Origin of the sequence: Spirosoma endophyticum, assembly GCF_900112365.1 — a bacterium.
Taxonomy (GTDB): Bacteria; Bacteroidota; Bacteroidia; order Cytophagales; family Spirosomataceae; genus Spirosoma; species Spirosoma endophyticum.
In genome coordinates, this window is record NZ_FOLQ01000001.1 from 837,514 (window position 1) to 858,706 (window position 21,193).

Below are 21,193 nucleotides of genomic sequence, written 5' to 3' on the forward strand. Positions count from 1 at the left end.
ACTCACCTGCTACTGTTTATTGGTATTTACCAAGATTTCAGGACTTGATGCTATTGATGAATTTGCTGAAATTAGTCGGATCGACCCCAATATAATTCGCTAAATATTTATGGGGAACAAGTTGCAAAATATGGGAGCTTCGCTGAAGCAATGCTCGAAATCTATCGGCTGAAGAGTAGCACTGGACTTCCACTAGCCGTTCCAGCACCCCTGACATGGCGTGGGTAATACCTAGTCTAATCATAGTTTCAACCGCCGGATTACGCTGCATAACTGCTTGTAGGCTGGGGAAAGCCGCTCGCAAAAAAACCGAGGGTGTCAACGTTTCATAGTAGTACCGGGACGGCTGTTGCAAGAGGAACGAATCGACGACTCCCCCAAACGATGGTGCATATGAAAATACCAGTGTAGCCTCCCGGTCCTGTTGATCAAGATAGTAGACGCGCTGAACGCCTTCGACCACAAAATAGAGATAGTTTTCTTTCTGGCCCGCCAAGGTCAGGAGCGCCTTACGCTTTGCTAAAAATGGCTGCCAGACGCTGGCAAAATCGTCTAATTCCTTCTCCGTGAGCGGATAAATAGCTTTGACAAGCTGTTTTAACTGGTCTAAAGGCATACTGACCTTGTTTCGAATGATTTTGTAAAAATCAATCATCAAAATTAACTACCAACAACCAAACTAGCGAATACTACGTATTAAGGTTGACAGGTGATAAAGTCAATCTGTTTCAATCATAGTTTACGATGCCCTTCATTAGTTGGCATGCGTTGTGTGAATCAAGCGCACAGGAACCCATTCCGATGGGGTCGGGTACATTGGTTTGATAGGGCGCAGGCTTCTTTCACAACGAAGACATCCCGCATACGAGGGATGTCGCGGACATAAATCGGATGGAGTCAATTAGAATTATCCATAAATTTCGTCCTGCGCCAGGCCACATCAGCTTTATGTCTTCCCATAGGCTATTCCTGTCAATGCTGACAGGCGCTGGATGTGCGTGGACGTAAAGGATTAGAACCACGACGGCGATCGGAGAAATTACGTGCAGGGATCGAAGTTGGCTTTAACCTGACCTGGGATGGTTTTCTGCCATTCAGGGTGTTAGTAGAAACTAGTCCATACCCATCAGCCCAGAAAGGAGTCAGGCTAAAGAATAAAGTTATATGACAACTTGCCCTAGTGTTTGACATTACCGCCGTGACACAAAAAAAGCCCCAATGGCTGGAAACCATCGGGGCTTGAGACGTCTAATGATTCATAAACGCTGTTTGTTCCCTTTTATTGTGTACAGTGAAACACACCCGGCTCTATTTACCACTTTATTTTCTATTCAGGAAATAGCGATCTGCTATCGAATAGCACATTTATAACAGAGCTATCCGTGCAGGAAGTAGTTCAGGGGCCTGACCAGAAAGCTCTTGAGACTGGAATTTTCAGGTCAGGTGCCTAACTTAAGTTCTATTTTGGGAGATAAGTTAGCTTCAGCAACTGACTAATTCAACATGATCTCTCTACCTGCTCCCCTATTCAGGTTTTCCTTTCGCCTATACAAGTAAAATATATCAAATTACTAATCAAGAGGTCCTCTATCCAAAAAAGCCTTTATTTCTATGTCAACGCCGTTAAACAAATACGTTGATCGCCTGTTTATGATATAAACAAAACATAGAACCAACGGTATGAAAATCGCCATAGAAAAAGGACAGGATAAGACATTACTGGAAGATGGCCAGCAAACGGTAACCATTACAGATATTGAGGAAGGGTCGAGCGAATACAAAGGCATTCCTTTTTTTGCGGTTCGATTCGAAAATGAGGAAGGTTATATTTCGCACCGCTTTTACCAGTCTCCGGCTGGCATGCCAGCGATCATCAGTTTGTTTGATATGGCAGGTATCGAAGCCAAGGAAGGAAAAGAGCTGGATACCAAACAACTCATTGGTAAAGAAATCACCATTGAGGTGGGCGAACGCTCCTACAACGATCCTGAAACAGGCAATGAACGAACGTTGAAACAGGCCATCAACTTTTTGGCCAGTTAATTGATAGACTGCCGATTAAACAAATAAGTCCTGGCCATCGCCAGGACTTATTTATTGCGGCTAACCCTACTACTTCCTCCAATACGTTGATCAGTTTCTGGTCGGCGCGCAGCTAGTTAGGTTTCGAGGTAAATTCATTGTTCCAACCAGGATATACACACATCTAAAAGGGTATTTCCAGTGCATTCCTCTTCCGAATCGCTTCTTCGGTTCTTGGAATAAAATTTTCTCTCACATTGAATTCGGCAGTGGCTTGAACTTCCTCAATAAACGGACGAAAATTTTGGTTGTATTCCTGAAACGCCAAGTCAAAATCTCCGTTGTGTTTTTTCAACGCGTCAGCTACGGCCGTAGCTCCATTCATTGCCAACGATGCCCCCATTCCCGCAGCGGGGGAAGCACAATAGCCTGCATCGCCCACCAGCGCCACTCGGCCTTTTGTCCAAGACGGCATTTTTATTTGACAGAATTTATCGAAATAAAACCTTTCAGAATGCCGCACTTCGTCCAATAACTCTGCGGTTCGCCAGCTTAACCCGGCAAACTGTTCCAAAATGATTTTCCGTTGTTGCTCCTCATCACGGTAATCGTAAGGAATTTCTTTCGCTGAATTGAAACAAAAAATAATGTCAGTTTTATTGTTGTAGGCGTTCAGCATAATACCCTTATCCGGCACACCATACATTTGCATTGTTTTCTGTTCGATCAACAATTTATTTACGATGATGATCGAGAAATAGGCTTCCAGGAAATGGCTGTACTCGGCTTCGTGACCAAACCAAATTTTCCGTACAGCCGAATGGATTCCGTCGCAGCCAAACACCAGGTCAAATGCCCGTTGTGAGCCCATTTTAAACGTAACGTTTATAGCGTCTTTTGTTTCGCTTAAGGCCATGATGCTGTTGTTGAAAACAAACTCAACATCGTCTTTTAGTTCATCGAGTAGAATACGCACAAATTTATCCCGTTCAATTTCGAGGTCATCATCAGGAAGTTCTTCACCCTCGTCTCGTAGTACGATCGAGCCTTCCGTACCATCATCGGCGTTTTTAAATTCTATCCTTTCTACAGTCAGCCTGTTTGCGTTTAACTGCTCAAAAATGCCCATACGCTTAGCGGCATCTGAGGCAGTTCCCTTTATATCAACCGCTGCCCCGGCCGTCCGGGGTTCGTTTGCCAGTTCAACAACAGTTACTTTGTAGCCTAACCTATTCATCCAATAGGCCGTTGAAAGTCCGGCCATACTTGCACCCGAAATGAGTATTTTTTTCTCTTTTGATGATTCCATTTTTATCCGAGTTTATCTGACGGTGCAAAGGAACATCGTATGGCAAGGGTGGAAAACAGCAATACAACGTAAGTATTGGACTAATCGAGGTTTTTGTTTCGGAAAGCTAGCGCAGTCATTCCGGTAACTTTGGCAAACAGCCGGGAAAAATAAGGGTAATCATCATATCCCAATTCAGTGGCAATTTCTTTTACTGATTTTTTGGAATAATAAAGCAAGCGTTTTGCTTCTAAAACAATACGTTCCTGTATGTGATGTGAAACGGAATAACCAGTTGTATTCTTGACACATTCGTTCAGGTAAGGCGTTGATATATTGAGGGTTTGAGCGTACTGAGCCGGTTTTTTGATCGTACCGTAATTACGCTCCAGTTTTTCCCGGAAGGCTTTGGTTACAACCTCAAACCGGGATAGTTTGTCGGCTGATTTCGATTGGGCTAGATATTGGGAGACCACGAGTGCGATCAAGGCGTTACAGCTGTCTTTCAGCAGTGAGTAATATAGTTTGTCGTTTTTCCGTTCGCCAAATTTGAGGCAAAGCGATACCGTTTCGGCAAAAAGAGAAAACGTTTCTTTGTCCAGCGCCAATGGCTTTGCGGGTGTGATCTCTTCCAGCAGTTTCAGGTATTCAGGATTCAGCTTTTCATTGTCGATTGCCCAACTGCTAACGGTAACATCGTTTACGATTACTGTACTATGCACCTGATCCGGATGAATGTAAATAACAGACGGAGCCTCGATCTCATACGTCTGAAAATCAATTTCAAGGTGAACGGTTCCGCTTTCGAGCAGAAAAAACGAATGACGGTCGTGCCGATGGGCTAATGTTGCCTCCTCCCCCACGTTTAAGGTTGCCTGGTCCAAAGCGAGCAAATCGTTCATAGCTATTCTTTCGATGGCAATAGCTACGCCGAACTCATTCGTCATGGAGTTTACAGGGATGGATGTAGTTTTTTTATGCATTGTTTTCAATATCAGCTAGCCGTGCCATTGAGGGTACTCCACTAAGCCTTTTGGTCTGAACATAGTGCGGCCCAATTCTCAAACGTAGCAATAGTTTTGCAATTGAAGACAGACATAATCACCTGATTGATAGTAAATATAGTCAGAACAGCGTAGCAACCCAGTCATTAGATAGTCTGGAAAATTCACTTCGTTCTAAGGACTTTCTAATAATTGATTAAGCCCATTCTAAGACGGCCCGGCGTCCTTTGATCAACGTCAACCCTAACTCCAGGACTCAGGCAACATGATCACTCATCTCATTGGATCGTTCATTTCGTTCATACTGATAGCCGTGGCGCTATTGGTTTCTCAAGCCTGGAAGATTGGCCAGATGATCCGAAAACGGATTAATATTCGGGAATTTCTGTTGTATTAGTAGACAGTCCATCAGCGATACTCAATTTATGAAAATTATTGAAAATCAACCCGATATAAACAGGCGAACGCTGGGCGTTACGTTTCCTACAGACCATCAGGCCAATGTGGTTCTATGGGCTCCGCTTGCCAAACAGGTAGCGCTGTCTATCAATGACCACGTTACCAACCTCCCCTTAACAAACGATGATTCGGGGTACTGGCACCTGGAAACCGATCAGCTAAAATCCGGTGATACGTATACGTTTGTGCTTGACGACGAGAAGGTATGCGCCGATCCGGCCTCGCTGGCTCAACCACAGGGTGTGTATGGGCCTTCTCAGGCGGTGGATACAAACAAATTCTATTGGGAAGATTCGTGCTGGATTAACCCGCCCCTCGATGACTACACGGTGTATGAACTCGACGTACGTACGTTCAGCCCCGAAGGGACATACGATGCCGTTGTCAGACAGTTGGGCCAGTTGAAAAAGCGGGGCATCAATGCACTATTGATAAAGTCACTTTCATCGGTTATCGCTTCACCGGACGAGTTGTTCCTGTATGCCACACAAGCCAGCTACGGCGGGCCTTATCAGTTGCATCACCTGGTGAATGCCTGTCACTATGAAGGTATTGCCGTTATTCTGGATATCAACTATACCGAGATCAGCAAGCAGAATGCCTACCTAAAGTTCCACCGATCCAACAAACAAAAGGTGAACCAACGTGAGTCAACGTTTGCCAATGATAGCCAGCGGGGAGCCGGGCGTCGCTACGTCATCGAAAATGCGCTGATGTGGTTTCGTGATTTCCACATTGATGCTCTCCGGTTGAATGCCGTCTATACCTTACCCGATTCGGAACAAATTTTGACGGAGATTCGGGCTTACACGGATCAATTAACAGACCAAACAGGTACTCATTATTGCCTGCTGGTCGAGCACGAACTGGCGAACAAATCGTTTACGGGAAATAAGGCTACGCAAAATACCCACCAGGATAACGAGCTTTTATCCGTCTCAGCTATCGAAAATTCCAGCAGCTTTTTCACTGACAATCAACCCAATAAGCTACCCATTAAAACGTACCGGGAGGATTGTATGTACGACCAATATTTCTCATCCGTACTACGTGAGTTATTTGGTCGACAGACCCAACCTGGCAATTCGGGGGAGCTTCTAAGGAGTTTCTAAGATTTACTTAAGCCCCTTTTAAGGCGTTGATGCGTATATTGTGAGAATACACTGGGCGCTCAGTAGCGCATCAACGCCATGCAGACGTTTAAATCCTCGTTTAAACGATTACTTATTGTTTCCTATCGATTGCCATTTTCCATTCAGCAGACGAACGAAGGGCCCGAACTCCACCAGAATTCGGGTGGCCTTGTTTCGGCTGTATTGTCAATGGCCGAACAGATGGGGCCGACGCAGGAAAATTCAGCCACAAAAATTCACTGGATCGGGCATGGTGATACGTCGTTACAGCAGGTCGACGCAGCTGCCCTGGAAAACGATACGTTTGTCGCGCATCCGGTCTTTATGGATGAAGCCGTTCACAAGGGATTTTACGAAGGATTTAGCAACGACCTGATCTGGCCCTTGTTTCACTATTTCCCCTCCTACGCGTCTTTTAAAGAACACGATTTCGAGAGCTACAAGCAGGCCAACACACGCTTTCTGGAGGAACTAACCGCCTTGATTGAACCCGGCGATTTAGTCTGGATTCATGATTTTCAATTGATGTTGCTGCCCGATCTGCTGCGGCAGGCCATGCCGGACATCAGCATTGGCTACTTCTTTCACATCCCGTTCCCGACTTACGAAATCATAAAACTGTTGCCCCGAACCTGGCGGCAGGCGCTCATCGAAGGCCTATTGGGCGCGGATGTCGTTGGTTTTCATACGACGGATTATGTCCAGCATTTCCTACAGAGTGTGTCTGAGGTGCTGAGCCTGCCCATTATTAACCAACGTATCGTTTTACCCAACCGCTCGACCTTTGTCAAGGACTTCCCGATCAGCATTGATTTTAATAAATTCAATACAAGCGGACAGGATACCGAGGTATTCGCAACCCAGCAACATTTCAAGAATTTACTCCGGCACAACAAAATCATTTTTTCAGTTGATCGGCTCGATTACACGAAAGGAATTACGTCCCGGTTGCTGGGGTACGAACGCTTTCTACTTCAGCATCCAGACTGGCACGACAAGGTGACTTTTGTTATGACTGTGGTGCCATCACGCGATAAGATCGGGCAGTATCAGGAGCTTAAACGGGAGATTGAAGAGACGGTTGGACGTATCAATGGGCTGTTTGGCACCATCGGCTGGCGACCTATCGTGTATTCCTACCGGTCGCTGACGTTTACGGAGTTGATGGCTTTATACACCGCCTGCGACGTTGCCCTGATCACCCCCGTTCGGGATGGCATGAACCTGGTTTGCAAAGAGTTCGTAGCCAGTCGTCATGACCACAAAGGGGTGTTAATCCTGAGCGAATTAGCGGGAGCTGCTCAGGAATTACCCGACGCCATTATTATTAACCCAACTGACACCCAGGAAGTGGCCGATGCCATCCTACAGGCGTTATTAATGCCTTTGGCTGAACAGGAGCAGCGATTAATGCAGATGCGGACGCATTTGCAAAATCACAACGTTTTCCGGTGGAGTCACGATTTTCTTACTGCCCTCAACGATATGATCAATAACCCAACCGATTTAGAAACCGACCTGCCCGTTCTGCCATTTATTGCTACGTTCACCGACGCCCGCAAGCGATTACTCCTTGTTGATTTTGATGGAACCCTGGCGCCTATTGTCAACGACCCAGCCGAAGCCCGTCCTTCCGGAGACCTTCAAAATATATTGATAAATCTGGCCGAAAGCAGTGACGTAGTGGTCATTAGCGGCCGGAATCGATCGTTTCTGGAGAAGACCTTTACGGGCATTCCCGTTCACCTGGTGGCCGAACATGGGGCTTTTCTGAAAAAACCGGATCACCCCTGGGAACGGCTCGATTTATCGACGGACGACTGGGTCGATCCGGTGCGTTCAACCATGAATTACTTTGTGGATCGCTTTCCCGGATCATTTATCGAAGAAAAAGAAACGGCTATCGCCTGGCATTACCGGATGGTTGAGAGTGATGATATTGAGGGACAGGCCATTGATCTGTCAACGCAGCTACGTCGGGTGTCATCGTCCATTCCATTAGCGGTTATTCAGGGCAACAAAGTGGTGGAAGTGAAACCCGCTCAACACAGCAAAGGGACGGTAGCGCTTACGCTTGTTGACCAAAAGCCCTACGATTTTATTGTCAGCATTGGCGACGACACCACCGATGAGGATATGTTCCGGCAGTTACCAAACTGGGCGTACACCATGAAAGTGGGACCGGGTATGTCGTTTGCACGGTATCGACTGGCCCGGCAACAGGACGTCGAAACACTGCTCAAGCGCATGAGTGAAGCCCTGGTTGCCGTCTGATTCAGAACCACCGTACCAAGCAAAAGCCAGTGATTGAGACCACTGGCTTTTGCTTGGACTGATACGTATCGTTTGTAAGCCTATGGACCGACGTCACGAACGAAATGCATGTTCACCGCTCACCATCGGCAAAGTAGGCAGGGCTGATAAGGGGGCGCTTAACGAGACCTTAGAATTTACTTAGAACACGAATGTAGTAAACTCGTTTACACTACAAATCAGCCTGGTCGCTAAAACGGCTCTTTCCAGAAAACGGCTCCTTACAGAAACTAAAACCCTTACTTTTCAGAACGTTATGAAACTCTTGGTTGTCGAAGATGAGCAGAAAACACTACAGGCGATTCAGCAGGGGCTGGAAGAAAGTCAGTTTGAAGTCGATATTGCCTACGATGGGATGATCGCCAAGCGTCTGGCATTGAAGAATAATTATGCGGCCATTATTACCGACCTGATTTTGCCGGGCCTGAATGGGTATGAACTCTGTCGGCAGTTGCGGGCGGAAGGCCTAACGACCCCTATTCTCATGTTGACGGCGCTGGGCGAAACGGAAGATAAAGTCTCGGGCTTCGATGCCGGGGCCGACCAATACCTGACCAAACCGTTTCAGTTTACCGAACTACTGGCTCGGGTACGATCGCTGACCAAACGCGGCATGCAGGTATCCATGACCTCCCAAACCTTACGATATGGCGGTGTCGAAATGAACCTGGACACCAAGTCGGTTACGCGCGACGGACAGCCAATTGAGCTGACAGCCCGCGAGTTTGCGCTGCTGGAATTCCTGATGCGCAACCAGGGACGCGTGCTCTCCAAACCGTCGATTGCCGAGCACGTCTGGGATCTGAATTTCGATACCGGCACCAACGTAGTAGAAGTTTATATTAATTACCTCCGCAAAAAGATTGACCGGGATTTCCCTAAAAAACTGATTCACACCCATTTCGGCATGGGGTATATGTTTAAAGAAGAGTAAGTCATCAGTCGATAGTCAGTAGTCAATAGTGGCTGTCGACTGATGACTATTGAGTATCGACTTTTATGACTATTCGCAAACGGCTGACCTTACGCTTTACAAGCTTGGTATCCAGCATTTTACTGCTGGCATTTGTGAGTATCTATGCCTTTTGCTGGTACTTCATCTCATCAGACTTTTACCGGCGACTCGACCGGAAAGCCAGTACGGCGGGCGATATGCTCATTCGCCATCGGCTGGATGCCCAACTGATTCGGCAATTGGGGCGCATTCGGAAAGACCAGTTACCCAATCAGAAAATTATGGTGTTCGATAGCCGGGATTCGATCATTTTCCTTACCAACGAAGCCCTGCCGGTAACGATACCAAAATCTGCATTGGCTGACATTCGGCAGAAAAAACAAAAGGATTTTCAACAGGGTCGGTACTACCTGTCGGGTACTCGGTTCATGACCGCGTCGGGTCAATATGTGGTGGTGGCCAGCGCCGAAAATACCTATGGCGACGAGTTTTTACGACGGCTCCTATGGGCACTAACCGGTCTGTTCTGCCTGATTGCGGGCATTACGGCCTTCTCGGGCTGGTTCTTTGCGGGCGATGCCTTACAGCCCATGCAGCAGATCGATCAGACCGTCAGCGCCATTTTTCCCCGAAATAGGGATGAGCGCCTGGATGTCAATAAAGAGAATGACGAAATCAGCCGGTTATCGATTACAATTAACCGCTTATTGGATCGGGTGGCCGAGTCGTTTCGATTACAGCGAATGTTTGTGGCCAATGTATCGCACGAATTAAAAAACCCACTGACTCAGATCAGTTCGCAACTGGAAGTCAGCCTGTTAAATCAGCGGGAACCGGAGGCTTACCGACAAACGATACGTTCTGTGCTGGATGATGTCCGTGATCTGGCAACCCTGACGCACGAATTACTGCAGCTCTCGCAGGTCAATCAGGAGGATGCCATTGGCTTACTGACCGATACCGTACGGATGGACGAAATTGTATGGGATATCCGCGACGAAGTCACCGCTGTAAATCCGCGTTATCAGGTCAACATAGAACTTGGCGCATTGCCCGATGATCCCGACCAGCTAGCCGTTCAGGGCAATAAAACCTTACTGGCGACGGCCTTAAAAAACCTGACCGAAAATGCCTGCAAATTTTCCGATGACGGGCAGGCGATAGTTCAGATAGATTTCAGTAAGGACGTAGTGACTATCCGGATTCAGAACACCGGCCAGGCCATCCCGACAGCCGATCTCCCCTATATTTTCGAACCCTTCTACCGCAGCCGTCAAACCGCCGATGTGCGTGGGTATGGCGTGGGCCTATCGCTTGTGGAGCGTATTATTCGTCTTCATCGAGGACAAATCAGTGTTATGTCCATGCCGGGTAAACCGACGGTATTCAGTATCGAACTACCCCGTTAAACTATCCTCATTCTAAGCAGATTTTAAGGAGTTTATCAGCGGATCTTAAGTCGTACATAGCAACTTTGGCTATCTGAAAAACCGCCATAGTACGTAGCTTAACGATACGATGACTACTAAAAATCGAATTCATTCCTACACTCCGATCTTTCCGCCAGGGCCAGCCAGTCCAAGGTCAACTCGAACTAATTCGAAGTATCTACACGACGAAAAACCCCGCAAACCTGACTGGTTGATTTTAGTAATCTGCGCTTTAGTCCTGTTAACGTTGCTTATTGCCTGGGCCGTCGATATTCCCAATCTATTCCATTGACCGCGCTACGTCAAATTCGTTATTCGACCAGCAGTTTTATTTTTTTGCTCTTCGTCCGGCTCTGTAGCCATCGCTCGATGCGTTGTTTTTCACCCGCTGTATGCCGACGCGAAAAACGGGCATACACCAGCATGACCGTATCGGGTTTGTTACTGATTGCATTCATGACCAGCGACCGGGCGGCCGTGAACGTTTGTATATCGGGCATGAGTATTTTGAGTTCATTCCGCAGATCAGCTACCGGTAGTCGCGACGTTTGGGTCAGCTCGATATACTGACGTAACGAGTCGATGGTATGATCTTTTCGGGAAATGGTTGCCTGGCTATACTGAATGACCTGGTCGGCCAGTGTTGTTTTAAGGGCGTTTACATCAATTTCTGTGTCTTTAAAATTCCCCTGTTTAACGACCAGGCTCACATCACTCAGGTTATAGGCTGGCATTTTGGCCCGCAGCACGTTAATCGAATCCTTGGGTAATGGCTCACCCACCAACGAAAGTTCCAGCGTACTCTGCTGGCGATTAAAGCGCGCTGCGTAGTTAATGACCTGCCGGTACTGAAAATTGCACTCATTGGTTACAAACCGCTTCGCCGATTCCTCGAAGATAGTTTTCCGAACAATCTGATAGCCAAGGTAGCTGCTGGGAATCACCACAATTAAAACGGCAAACCAGATCGTGTTTCGCACCCGGCGTTCAATCTCCGGTGTGGGATATTCTTTCTGATGGTAATTCAGAAATCGGACAATCAGGAACGTAGCGATGCTGATGCATATGGCATTGATGAGAAACAGATAAAAGGCACCCGCAAAGTAGTACAGGTTGCCCGTTGCTAAGCCATAACCGGCTGTACACAAGGGCGGCATCAGGGCGGTAGCGATCGCTACTCCCGGAATCACATTGCTCACTTTCTCCCGTCGCGAACCGGCAACAATACCAGCGAGGCCGCCCAGAAATGCCACTAGCGCGTCCCAGACAGTGGGTGATGTCCGGGCCAGCAATTCAGATTGAGCCAGATGCAGTGGGCTTATGAAAAAGTAGAGCGTGGAGGTCAATAAGCTAATAAATGCTGCCAGGCTTATGTTCTTTATAGCCCGTTGGATCATGGCCAGATCGTTGATACCCACGCCCATTCCAATACCCATAATTGGCCCCATCAAAGGCGAGATAAGAAAAGCACCGGTAATAACCGCCGGCGAGTTGATATTCAGGCCAATCGAGGCAATGAATATGGCAAAAATCAGGGTCCACAGGTTGATACCCCGAAACTCAATTCCCCGGCTAATGGCTTGTATGACTTCTGCTTCATCGTCTTTGTCCTCTTCCAGACTGAACCGCTCGCGGATCATTTGACGAAAGCGCGTAATTAGATTAGGCCGGTTCGACTGTGGAATTTTGGGGTCATTAATGATCATCAGATACTGGTTCAATTACTAGTTATTCACCTAAAATAAACTGCGGTTTTAATCGAAAGTTAATGTAAACTTGCCTGCTTCCGCCAATTAATCATGGATCTATTCTCCCTCATTACGCTACTCATCGTTGCTTCAGCGGTGTTTGCTTATCTGAATACCAGGCTGCTTAAACTGCCCGATGCCATTGGCATTATGGTTTGCTCCCTCAGCTTTTCTGTTCTGTTGATTGGCCTGAACTCAATCTACCCGAATCAGTTGGCCGCTGTCCGTCAGACGGTTGCAGAAATTAATTTTGAAAAAGCTCTTTTCGATGTCATGTTAAGTTTCCTGCTTTTTGCAGGCGCTTTCCATACCGATTCAGCTAAACTACGGGTCGAACGACGATCCGTTATGCTATTTGCTTTTATTGGTGTGTTACTAAGCACCGCCCTGGTTGGAACAGGACTTTACTTGCTGACCCGGCATCTCGACCTTGCTTTATCATTCCCGCTTTGCCTGCTGTTCGGCGCCTTGATTTCACCCACCGACCCGATCGCCGTATTGGGAATTCTAAGCAAATTCAAACTACCCGATAATGTCAAACTTAACATTGTTGGCGAATCGCTCTTTAACGACGGCGTGGGCGTTGTTGTATTTGCCTCGATTTACCGGATTGTCATAAACGGTGCCGATAGCATCAGTGCCGGTGAAATAGCTTTACTATTTCTTGAAGAAGCCGGCGGAGGTGTCGTTTTTGGGATCGTTCTGGGGTATGGCATGTTCTGGCTGCTGCGTTCGATCAATCATTACCAGACCGAAGTAATCATAACGGTAGCGGGTGTTATGGGTGGCTACTTACTGGCGCAGAAACTTCATATTTCCGGGCCGTTGGCGATGGTGGTAGCCGGACTTCTGGTAGGAGGTCATAACAGTCGTCAGGATGCCATGAGCCAGCTCACGGAAGAGTACGTCGATAAGTTCTGGGAGCTTATCGACGGGATTCTGAATGCCTTGCTTTTTGTCCTGATTGGCCTTGAGCTTCTCCTGGTTGATTTTCAAGTTACCCAATGGTCAATATACCTACTCGTCGTACTACTGGTCTTGTTGTCCAGGTATTTAGCCATTCTAATTCCCTTTACACTGGCTCGTCGCTGGCTCGACCTTGACAACAATGCGCCGGTAATGCTGACCTGGGGCGGGTTACGAGGGGGCCTTTCGATTGCTATGGCTTTGTCGATTGATGGTTCATTACCGCAGAAAGATTTCATCGTCACCATAACGTATGCGGTCGTGTTGTTCTCTGTAATTGGACAGGGATTAACCATAGAACGGCTTATTCGGCGGTTATATCCACCCGACAAAACGAGTTGAGCGCCTGAATAAACCCTGGCATCTATTTAGTTTCTACTTCTTTTCCATTTGGCTCACTGACAACGGGTTGTGTCATCGTTTCACGGACAAATCCGTCTTTTAAATGCTCATAAAACGATACGGGATCGACCAGCGAGGCAGCTCCCTGCGCCATCAGACCGCCCAGCAATAATTGAAAAATAGCCGAATGCCGATCGGTCATTTCCAGTACCAGAATGGCCGCCGTAAATGGGGACCGGACGACACCTGTCAGAAAACTGACCATACTCACCAGAATGACCAAATTCGTATCGCCAGGTGCGACATGTATGAGTCGGGCCAGCCCATCGCCGAGAATAGCCCCGGCACTTAGGGACGTAGCGAAAATACCCCCAGCGGCTCCACCGCTGTAGCTGAGCGCCATACCCGCAAACCGTACCGGGAAAAGATACCAGGGCGTTAAATGGTCATTTTGAAACAACAGTCGGTTAATGATGGGTTTTCCGGTGCCAACGGCCTCCGTACCGACCCAGAAAGCGAGTCCGGCCAATACGAGTCCGCAGGTAGCCACCCAGGCCGCTTTTTCCGGCAACGTGCTAAATCGCTGCCGATAGGCATTCAGCCACAATAACGACTTGGCCAGCAAAGCGCCCGCCAGACCACAAACCATTGCGACCAGTACAACAACACCCAGAAACCAGCCCGTCGACGCGGTAACTTTTGGAAAACCCAGATACAAATAAGGTCCCTGAATGGCTTGAGCAGTCATACCGGCAATGATGACGGCCGTAAAAACCGCCGTTCGAAACCGGGTGATGTGCGTCTGTGTAAGCTCCTCAACAACAAAGACAATGCCCCCCAGCGGTGTATTGAAGGCAGCAGCCAGACCAGCCGCTCCACCCGTAACCAGCGCAATCTGCCGGGATAGTTGTGGCCACCCCGCCGGTTGCAGGCGGTTAATAGCCCGAAAAATAGCCGCCGAAATCTGTATCGTTGGCCCCTCCCGACCAATTACTCCTCCCCCGATCAACAAAATGACGCTACTCAGCACTTTGACAATAGCTACCCGAATGCTAAGCAGATACGAGATACGTGCATGCGTCGTCGGATTTGACAGTTCTATACCAGCCATTACCTGTGGAATGCCACTCCCACGAGCCGCAGGAGCCAGTTTGGCAACCAGCCACCAGGCAACCAAAAAAGCTATGGGTGTCGTGATAAGCGTCAGATAGGGGTGCATCCGCATCCAGGTGAAACTGAGTTGTTCAGCCCACACAAACAGTTCTTCGTAGCCTACAGCGACCAGGCCAGTCAACAGGGAAGCGACCCAGAAGGGTAAACTCTGGAGAATTACCCGGCGGACACGCTCGGTATAAAGCCGTTTAATAACGTATTGATCAAGCCAGGCCAGTACCTGCGCGTATCGGGAAAATCGGTTGGGCATGCAGTCGACTAATAACGGATTCGAGTAGATAACGTAGCGATTTAGCAGATGATTAGGCGAAACGCAAAGTCTAAGCAAATTCTAAGGACTCTTTAATGCCTTTATAAATAGCCGATTTCACTTTTGTCTTAATTATAACTGAGCTACCAAACCAAGGCTTGCATGGAAACAACGGAACGTACCCCCACAACTTTGGCCTGGATACTGGCGACCCTGATTGGCCTGGGTGTTGCGGGTGGCCTTTACTGGAACAACAATCGAACGTTAACCACTCGTTTCGATCAGGCAGAGCAACGGGCCGATTCATTGCTATCCGTCAAACTCCAGCTCGAAGGCGACATTCGCCAGCTGAATAGCCAGCTCGAAACGGCTACCGCGGATAAGGCTTATCTGGACAAACGTTTAGAAAACGTACATGATCAGTTGAATGAACGAAACCAGGCTGTCAATACGCTGCGTCAGCATAACGCCGGTCAGACACGTACCATCCAGGATTTAAACCAGCATCTGAACCGCTTATCGATTGCCCGCGACAGTCTGGAAAATCAGATGGTGGCGATGCATGATAAAATCAAGTGGCAAAGCCAGTCGAGCGAGCAACTGAGGCAGCAACAAAACGACTTGCAACAGCGGTTGCGTACCATCGATGCCCAGGTATTGACAATGGTGCCGCGTTCAGCCATCACTGGCGACGCGTTTCTGGTGGAAGTTGGCAAGCCGAATAAAAAAGTGACGGCTAAAGCGAAGAAGGCTAATACCCTGACTATCTCGCTCAACATTCCAGCCGTGTTTAAACTGGAAGGCATACAGGAAGTGTACCTGAGCCTGACCGATGAGCAGCAACAGCCGATGACACCTGCCCTTCACAGCGCTACCGTTACGTTGCCCGACGTAAACGAGGTAATCCCGGTGCATGCCACACAGGCCGTGAATTTTGCCAAAAATCCCCAGCGTATTTTCTTTAATCTCAGTCCGGGAACCGACATCAAGCCGGGCATTTACCGGGCGGCTGTCTTTACGAAAGATGCGTATCTAGGTTCGGTTGAATTTCGCCTTCGGGACAGTTTCTGGTTTTTTTAAGTAACGAAAGACGAACAAATCAACTTTACGGAAACCCTACATTTCAAGACGAATATCAAAACGAGTGACGACGTAGCAGCGGTAACGTTACCGCTGAATGATATTGATCGGATAGCCGATGCGACAGGTGGATGACTGGAACGTAAATACCTAAGTCCCGAATCATCTATTGACCGTACAAACTACCGATAATCGCATCGCCAGTCTGGTTCAAAAAGCGGTCGAGAAGGCGGGGTACTGATTACGGCTGATTTTGGTACGTATAAGCTCCCCACACTTGAGTTACTCACAGGCAAACGAACCGAGGCAAACAGGCCGGGTTTTAATTTATCACCTTTATTCTGAAAATCGATTTCGACCAGTTCCGAACGGGTTTCGGGCCACGCTGTTGGCGATGCGATTGATACGTCCCGTAAATGTCTGCTGAAGGTTTCCTGAAGCAGTTGAGTCAATCCCCGTAATTCAACTACTAATTCTTTAGGTGGTTGTCAGGCAGCCGTTATGGCCGCCTGCACATCCCGCATAGCTGTGCTCAAATCCTGGTTGTTGATGTTGGCCGACACAGTGATGATCCGTCGGGGGGCAACTCGTAGCTGTCCCAGCGACGCCTGGCTGCTGAACGCCAACTGTCCCCCGAACAAACTCGACGCATCGAACCGCACAACGGTGGGCGGCATGGTGCCGGGCATCAGGTAGTTCATCACCCGGCTCATCGGGTTGGCTACTTCGCCCGATCTAAAGCTGGTTCGCAGTTTATAATATTATTTTGCCATATACAATACAAGTAAATCATATAACTACTAATTTTAGCCTATAATTAACGAAAGGAGAAATTCTCAGTCAATATCAATCCTACATCAGTCGCGACCAAGGGCCAGGTATGCAACAGGATGTTACAGGTTGGATTGATTGACCAGTATCTCTGTTCATTTAATAAATCAATATGGTTACTAGAAAGAAACTGTCGATTCGGGTCATGTTTGACGTTCTTGATGAGACGAATCGCAACATCCGACAAAATGGAGATTTGTTGGTGACGGCTACCGATCCAGACGAAGCTATTGATTGGGTATTCACTGAAATGCAACGTCAGTTCAACCAACCCGGCATTCGTCTCACACGGGTTCGCATTTGCGCCTGAAAACCGGCTTCGGGTTACTGGAGCATCAGGTGGGTTCGAGGGCTTGTCCATAATGCCCTGGACGGACTGAGTGGTGAATGGTAATGTAGTTAAGCCAGTTGTAAGGGTAAAATAATGTCGGTTAACGTACCTCCTCCTGAGCGCGGCAGTAAGTATAGCTGCCCCAGATGTAGGGAAATAATGCGACGGGCCAGCGTTAACCCAATTCCGAACCTATCGATTACCTGTACGTCAGACCCATGAATCAAAGGCAGCAACACACGCTCTTCTTCATCGGGTGTTAGATCAATGCCCCGGTCTTCGATTCGGATGCGTGCCCGCTCTTTAGTGTCCATTTCAAGAAACAGGGTAACGGGCTGCCCACCGGAGTATTTGGCCGCATTGTCTGACAGATTTAACAGAGCCGTTTTGAGCAGATAAGCGTTACCCCAGACCCTAACGGGCATTGGCTGTTCGAGGCCTGCGCCAGTACGCCCACTTCTTCCTGTGGGTTATAGGCCCGTAGCCGAAATGGCAACATAGTGGCTGCAGGCGTATCTCGGTTAAGCTTGAGTAATTACCCTTGAGATCTATCGACATGACTGTTGATGCTTATTGTCGCTGTATAATCAATCTCTAAGCGAATTCTAAGCAATCCTTAAGCCTCTTCTTAGGTCTGTGCCCTAGTTTGCGTAGGCTTCTCCAGATGACTATGAGTCGCCGTGTTGAAGCCACTAAACCTAAGCACAGCATGAATACTCAACTTAAATTATTAGTTCTTTCGGGGCTGGCTGGCACTGCGTTGGCACAAACCCCATCCCCCGATGCAAATACCCTGATGAATCTTGGACGGTTCGACGAAGCCAAAACGCTTCTTATCCGGAACGCTCAGCAGAATCCATCCGTACAAATGAATTTCGACGCTGGCTATGGCTATCTCCGCGCTGGTCAGCCCGATTCGGCACGCATCTGGTTCGAGAAAGGCATTCCGATGGACGAAAAGCGGGTTCCGCTTAACCAGACCGGTGCTGCCATTACGTATCTCGTCAAGAACGACATGACCAATGCCGATCCTAAACTGGCGGAGGTTGTCGATAAGAGTAAAGGCAAAAACGCGGAGATTCTTTTTCGGATCGGCGAAGCATATACGGGCTATCTGACTCCCGGCAATGGCTCGATCAAGCCAATCTATCCGAAAGTCGTCAATGCCGCCAAAGCCATTGATTACTTGAACCGGGCTACCGATCGCGACAAGAAAAACTCCGCGATTCAACTGGCGCTGGGCGATGCATATTACCTGAATAAGGACGCGGGCACAGCGGTTTCCCGTTACGAAAGTGCTATTGAACTGGGCATGAATCCGTCGCGGGTTTATCAGCGGATTGGCGACATCTACTGGCAGGGACGCAACCTGAATCTGGCCGTTGAGAATTACAAAAAAGCTATTGAAGCCAATCAAACGTACGCACCGGCCTACAACCAGTTAGCCGAGTTGTATTTTCTGGTGAACCGCTACAAGGAAGCGGCCAGCTACATCGACCAGTACGTGAACGTATCGAAAGACAAACGACAGGAAACGCTGCTCCGTCAGGCTCAGTTTCATTTTCTGGCAAAAGACTACCAGCGGGCCGTAAACCTGATCGATAGCAACCGTACGATACTGGCCCAGAACCCAATCGTGTACCGGATCGAAGGCTGGTCGTATTCATCGCTTAAACAGCCACAGAAAGCCATCCAGAACATTACTATGTTCCTGGAAAAAGCGCCTGAAAAGATCATGCCCGACGATTACAGATACCTGGGCAATGCGTATTTAGGTATCGAAAATCCCGGCAGCGATTCGTTAAAAGCAATCAACGATTCGTTAGGCATTCTGAATCTCGCCAAAGCGGCTCCCTTCGATACGACGGAGAATCTATACAGCGACATCGCCAAATATTATTACCGGGCCAAGAAACACCCCGAAGCCGTGGCCGCGCTCGATTCGGCCGCAAAACATGGTTTCAAAGCCGATGTGCAGGACTTATTTCGGTATGGAATGAGCAATTACACACTTGGTTTCCAGCGCGATAGCCTCGGAAAACTGATACGTGATACCACTCGTTTTGCGATGGCCGATTCTGCCCTGGCGCTGGCGCAGAAAGCCTCGCCCGATTATGCCCCGACGGTTCTCTACCGGGCAAAAGCAAATTACTACGCCTACACGCCCGAAGAAGCCGTTCTGAATGGAAAAGCGAAGCCCTATTTCGAGCAGTTCATTAACATGACCGCCGATAAGGAGGAAGAACGGAATCGGTACAAAAAAGATCTGGTGCTGGCGTTCAAGTACTTGATTTCGTACAATGAGCTGGTCACGAAAGATGAAAACGCCCGAAATGAATGGCTGAAAAAGGGACTATCATTTTTCCCCGAGAATAAGGACTTAGCCAGAATTTCCGCTCCCGGCACGGAAGCGACTGACCAGTAATTATTTTTTTCGTAGTTGATATGTAATCGTACCGCTACCGGGGCTCCGATCCCTGGTAGCGGTTTTTTGCCTTGTACACAACGTCCAGCAACTTTCACGGGAAGAAGTAATTTTTGTGCTTTTTCAAGTCTAATCAATACAGATTCTCCACTTCTAAGCAAATTCTAAGAATTTTCTAAGCTGGTCTTTACTTGTGCAGGCGTATTTGCACCGGTAGCTAACGTAGCGATTCGCTTAGCGAACTGCCATTTACGGCGCTACGAGTTCATCGTTCAGACCAAATCCCTGTATGCAATCTTATTCGGGTATACTAGCCCTGTTCATCGGCACCTTGCTCACCGCCTGCTCAGCGAAAAGCGAAAAAAAGCCGGAAACCTCCGCGCCGACGCTTCCGGTCATTCAACTCACCAATCAGGACGCCACGCTTGACCGGGATTACGCCAGTAATCTTGAAGCCGTACAGAATGTGGAGGTACGCGCTCGGGTCGCTGGATTTTTAGATAAAATCCTAGTTGATGAAGGGAAACCGGTTCATAAGGGGCAACTTCTTTTCCAACTCAACCCCACCGAGTTCCAGGTAGAAGTGGACCGGGCGCAATCCAATCTGGAGAGTGCCATTGCCCAGGCCGAATCCGCGGAGGTAGAGATGGGTCGGGTTAAATTGCTGGTCGATAAAAACGTCATATCGCCCTCGGAACTGAAGCTCGCCCGATCGAAAATGGCAACCGCCCGGGCGGGTATCAATGGCGCCAAATCCGCCCTGGCTAAAGCCCGATTTCATGTCTCACTGACCAGCATTCGGGCACCCTTCGATGGCGTTATTAACCGGATTCCGTTCAAACGGGGTAGCCTGATTGAAGAAGGGGCTCTGCTGACATCCATCTCCGATCTTCGGCAGATGTATGCCTATTTCAACGTATCGGAGAAAGAATACCTGTCTTTCATCAAAAAGCGGCTAGACCCCGACAAAACAACCGTTCGGGAAGTCGATTTATTGCTGGCCGATGATTCTGCTTACCCTTTCAAAGGCAAAATCGAAACCACCGAAACCGAATTTGAGGACAACTCCGGGACGATTGCGTTTCGGGCTACATTTCCCAATCCCAAACGACTGCTTCGGCACGGATCGACCGGTAAAGTCCGGCTCTCGACCGACGTAGATGATGCCCTACTAGTGCCGCAGAAAGCCGTCTTTGAAGTACAGGACAAAAACTTCGTCTACGTAGTCGACGCTAACAATAAAGTCAGAAGCCGAAATTTTATCCCGAGTAGCCGGGTCGATCAGTTTTACATTGTTCAGTCGGGTCTTAAGTCGGGAGACCGCATTGTTTATGAGGGCATTCAAAGCCTGAAGGACGGTATGCGCATCGTACCCCGGTCGTTACCCGCCAAAAGCTTACAGGCTTTGTACGCATCGGCCCGGTAATGAATTAATTAAGGCCC

At 48.3% G+C, this 21,193-nt stretch carries 19 protein-coding genes; 11 read left to right on the forward strand and 8 right to left on the reverse strand.

Translation table 11 applies throughout. From position 1 onward, the window contains the following. Positions 1–37: 37 nt before the first annotated feature. A complete protein-coding gene (locus tag BM202_RS03240; protein WP_093823625.1) occupies positions 38–616 on the reverse strand; it encodes a Crp/Fnr family transcriptional regulator in 579 nt (192 codons plus the stop codon). Between the two features lie 1,064 nt (positions 617–1,680). Between BM202_RS03240 and BM202_RS03245 the strand changes: the two genes are divergently transcribed. Further along, positions 1,681–2,043 carry a hypothetical protein gene (locus BM202_RS03245; RefSeq protein WP_093823012.1) on the forward strand — a complete coding sequence of 121 codons (363 nt, stop codon included), beginning with the start codon at positions 1,681–1,683 and terminating at the stop codon, positions 2,041–2,043. Positions 2,044–2,206: 163 nt separating this feature from the next. Here BM202_RS03245 and BM202_RS03250 read toward each other — a convergent pair whose 3' ends face one another. Together BM202_RS03250 and BM202_RS03255 are read right to left on the reverse strand one after the other, a co-directional pair. Further along, complete coding sequence (locus tag BM202_RS03250) at positions 2,207–3,331, reverse strand: FAD-dependent monooxygenase (RefSeq protein ID WP_093823013.1); 1,125 nt, start codon at positions 3,329–3,331, stop codon at positions 2,207–2,209. 80 nt (positions 3,332–3,411) lie between these two features. Then, positions 3,412–4,257 (reverse strand): helix-turn-helix domain-containing protein, encoded by an 846-nt coding sequence (locus tag BM202_RS03255; RefSeq protein WP_245776498.1) that lies wholly within the window; start codon positions 4,255–4,257, stop codon positions 3,412–3,414. Positions 4,258–4,579: 322 nt separating this feature from the next. Between BM202_RS03255 and BM202_RS38670 the strand changes: the two genes are divergently transcribed. The 5 genes from BM202_RS38670 to BM202_RS03275 all read left to right on the forward strand — a co-directional run bounded on the left by BM202_RS38670 (position 4,580) and on the right by BM202_RS03275 (position 10,583). Next, positions 4,580–4,711, forward strand: a complete 132-nt coding sequence (locus BM202_RS38670; RefSeq protein ID WP_262507654.1) for a hypothetical protein — start codon at positions 4,580–4,582, stop codon at positions 4,709–4,711. 28 nt (positions 4,712–4,739) lie between these two features. Then, entirely contained in the window at positions 4,740–5,885 is a 1,146-nt protein-coding gene (locus BM202_RS03260; protein WP_093823015.1) for an alpha-amylase family protein, read from the forward strand. A 78-nt stretch (positions 5,886–5,963) separates the two neighbouring features. After that, on the forward strand, positions 5,964–8,180 hold the full coding sequence (locus tag BM202_RS03265) for a bifunctional alpha,alpha-trehalose-phosphate synthase (UDP-forming)/trehalose-phosphatase (protein ID WP_093823016.1): 2,217 nt from the start codon (positions 5,964–5,966) through the stop codon (positions 8,178–8,180). Positions 8,181–8,475: 295 nt separating this feature from the next. Beyond that, a complete protein-coding gene (locus BM202_RS03270) occupies positions 8,476–9,153 on the forward strand; it encodes a response regulator transcription factor (RefSeq protein WP_093823017.1) in 678 nt (225 codons plus the stop codon). A gap of 65 nt (positions 9,154–9,218) precedes the next feature. Beyond that, complete coding sequence (locus BM202_RS03275) at positions 9,219–10,583, forward strand: sensor histidine kinase (protein WP_093823018.1); 1,365 nt, start codon at positions 9,219–9,221, stop codon at positions 10,581–10,583. Between the two features lie 332 nt (positions 10,584–10,915). Here BM202_RS03275 and BM202_RS03280 read toward each other — a convergent pair whose 3' ends face one another. Beyond that, entirely contained in the window at positions 10,916–12,310 is a 1,395-nt protein-coding gene (locus BM202_RS03280; RefSeq protein ID WP_093823019.1) for a DUF389 domain-containing protein, read from the reverse strand. Between the two features lie 93 nt (positions 12,311–12,403). On the opposite strand from BM202_RS03280, the gene BM202_RS03285 reads away from it, so the two are divergent. Then, a complete protein-coding gene (locus BM202_RS03285; protein ID WP_093823020.1) occupies positions 12,404–13,660 on the forward strand; it encodes a cation:proton antiporter in 1,257 nt (418 codons plus the stop codon). A 22-nt stretch (positions 13,661–13,682) separates the two neighbouring features. Here BM202_RS03285 and BM202_RS03290 read toward each other — a convergent pair whose 3' ends face one another. After that, the gene (locus BM202_RS03290) at positions 13,683–15,083 is read right to left on the reverse strand and encodes a chloride channel protein (RefSeq protein WP_093823021.1); all 1,401 of its coding nucleotides are present in this window, start codon (positions 15,081–15,083) and stop codon (positions 13,683–13,685) included. A 162-nt stretch (positions 15,084–15,245) separates the two neighbouring features. Between BM202_RS03290 and BM202_RS03295 the strand changes: the two genes are divergently transcribed. Further along, entirely contained in the window at positions 15,246–16,163 is a 918-nt protein-coding gene (locus BM202_RS03295) for a hypothetical protein (protein ID WP_093823022.1), read from the forward strand. A gap of 182 nt (positions 16,164–16,345) precedes the next feature. Here BM202_RS03295 and BM202_RS03305 read toward each other — a convergent pair whose 3' ends face one another. Beyond that, the gene (locus BM202_RS03305; protein WP_245776499.1) at positions 16,346–16,615 is read right to left on the reverse strand and encodes a hypothetical protein; all 270 of its coding nucleotides are present in this window, start codon (positions 16,613–16,615) and stop codon (positions 16,346–16,348) included. A 36-nt stretch (positions 16,616–16,651) separates the two neighbouring features. Beyond that, on the reverse strand, positions 16,652–16,867 hold the full coding sequence (locus BM202_RS03310) for a hypothetical protein (protein WP_218160504.1): 216 nt from the start codon (positions 16,865–16,867) through the stop codon (positions 16,652–16,654). Positions 16,868–17,106: 239 nt separating this feature from the next. Between BM202_RS03310 and BM202_RS03315 the strand changes: the two genes are divergently transcribed. After that, entirely contained in the window at positions 17,107–17,304 is a 198-nt protein-coding gene (locus tag BM202_RS03315; protein WP_093823024.1) for a hypothetical protein, read from the forward strand. A gap of 89 nt (positions 17,305–17,393) precedes the next feature. Here the strand turns inward: BM202_RS03315 and BM202_RS03320 are convergent, their stop codons facing one another. Next, a complete protein-coding gene (locus BM202_RS03320) occupies positions 17,394–17,750 on the reverse strand; it encodes a sensor histidine kinase (protein ID WP_093823025.1) in 357 nt (118 codons plus the stop codon). 284 nt (positions 17,751–18,034) lie between these two features. Between BM202_RS03320 and BM202_RS03325 the strand changes: the two genes are divergently transcribed. Continuing rightward, entirely contained in the window at positions 18,035–19,750 is a 1,716-nt protein-coding gene (locus BM202_RS03325; RefSeq protein WP_093823026.1) for a tetratricopeptide repeat protein, read from the forward strand. Positions 19,751–20,039: 289 nt separating this feature from the next. Further along, a complete protein-coding gene (locus tag BM202_RS03330) occupies positions 20,040–21,176 on the forward strand; it encodes an efflux RND transporter periplasmic adaptor subunit (protein ID WP_093823027.1) in 1,137 nt (378 codons plus the stop codon). Positions 21,177–21,193 lie beyond the last annotated feature (17 nt).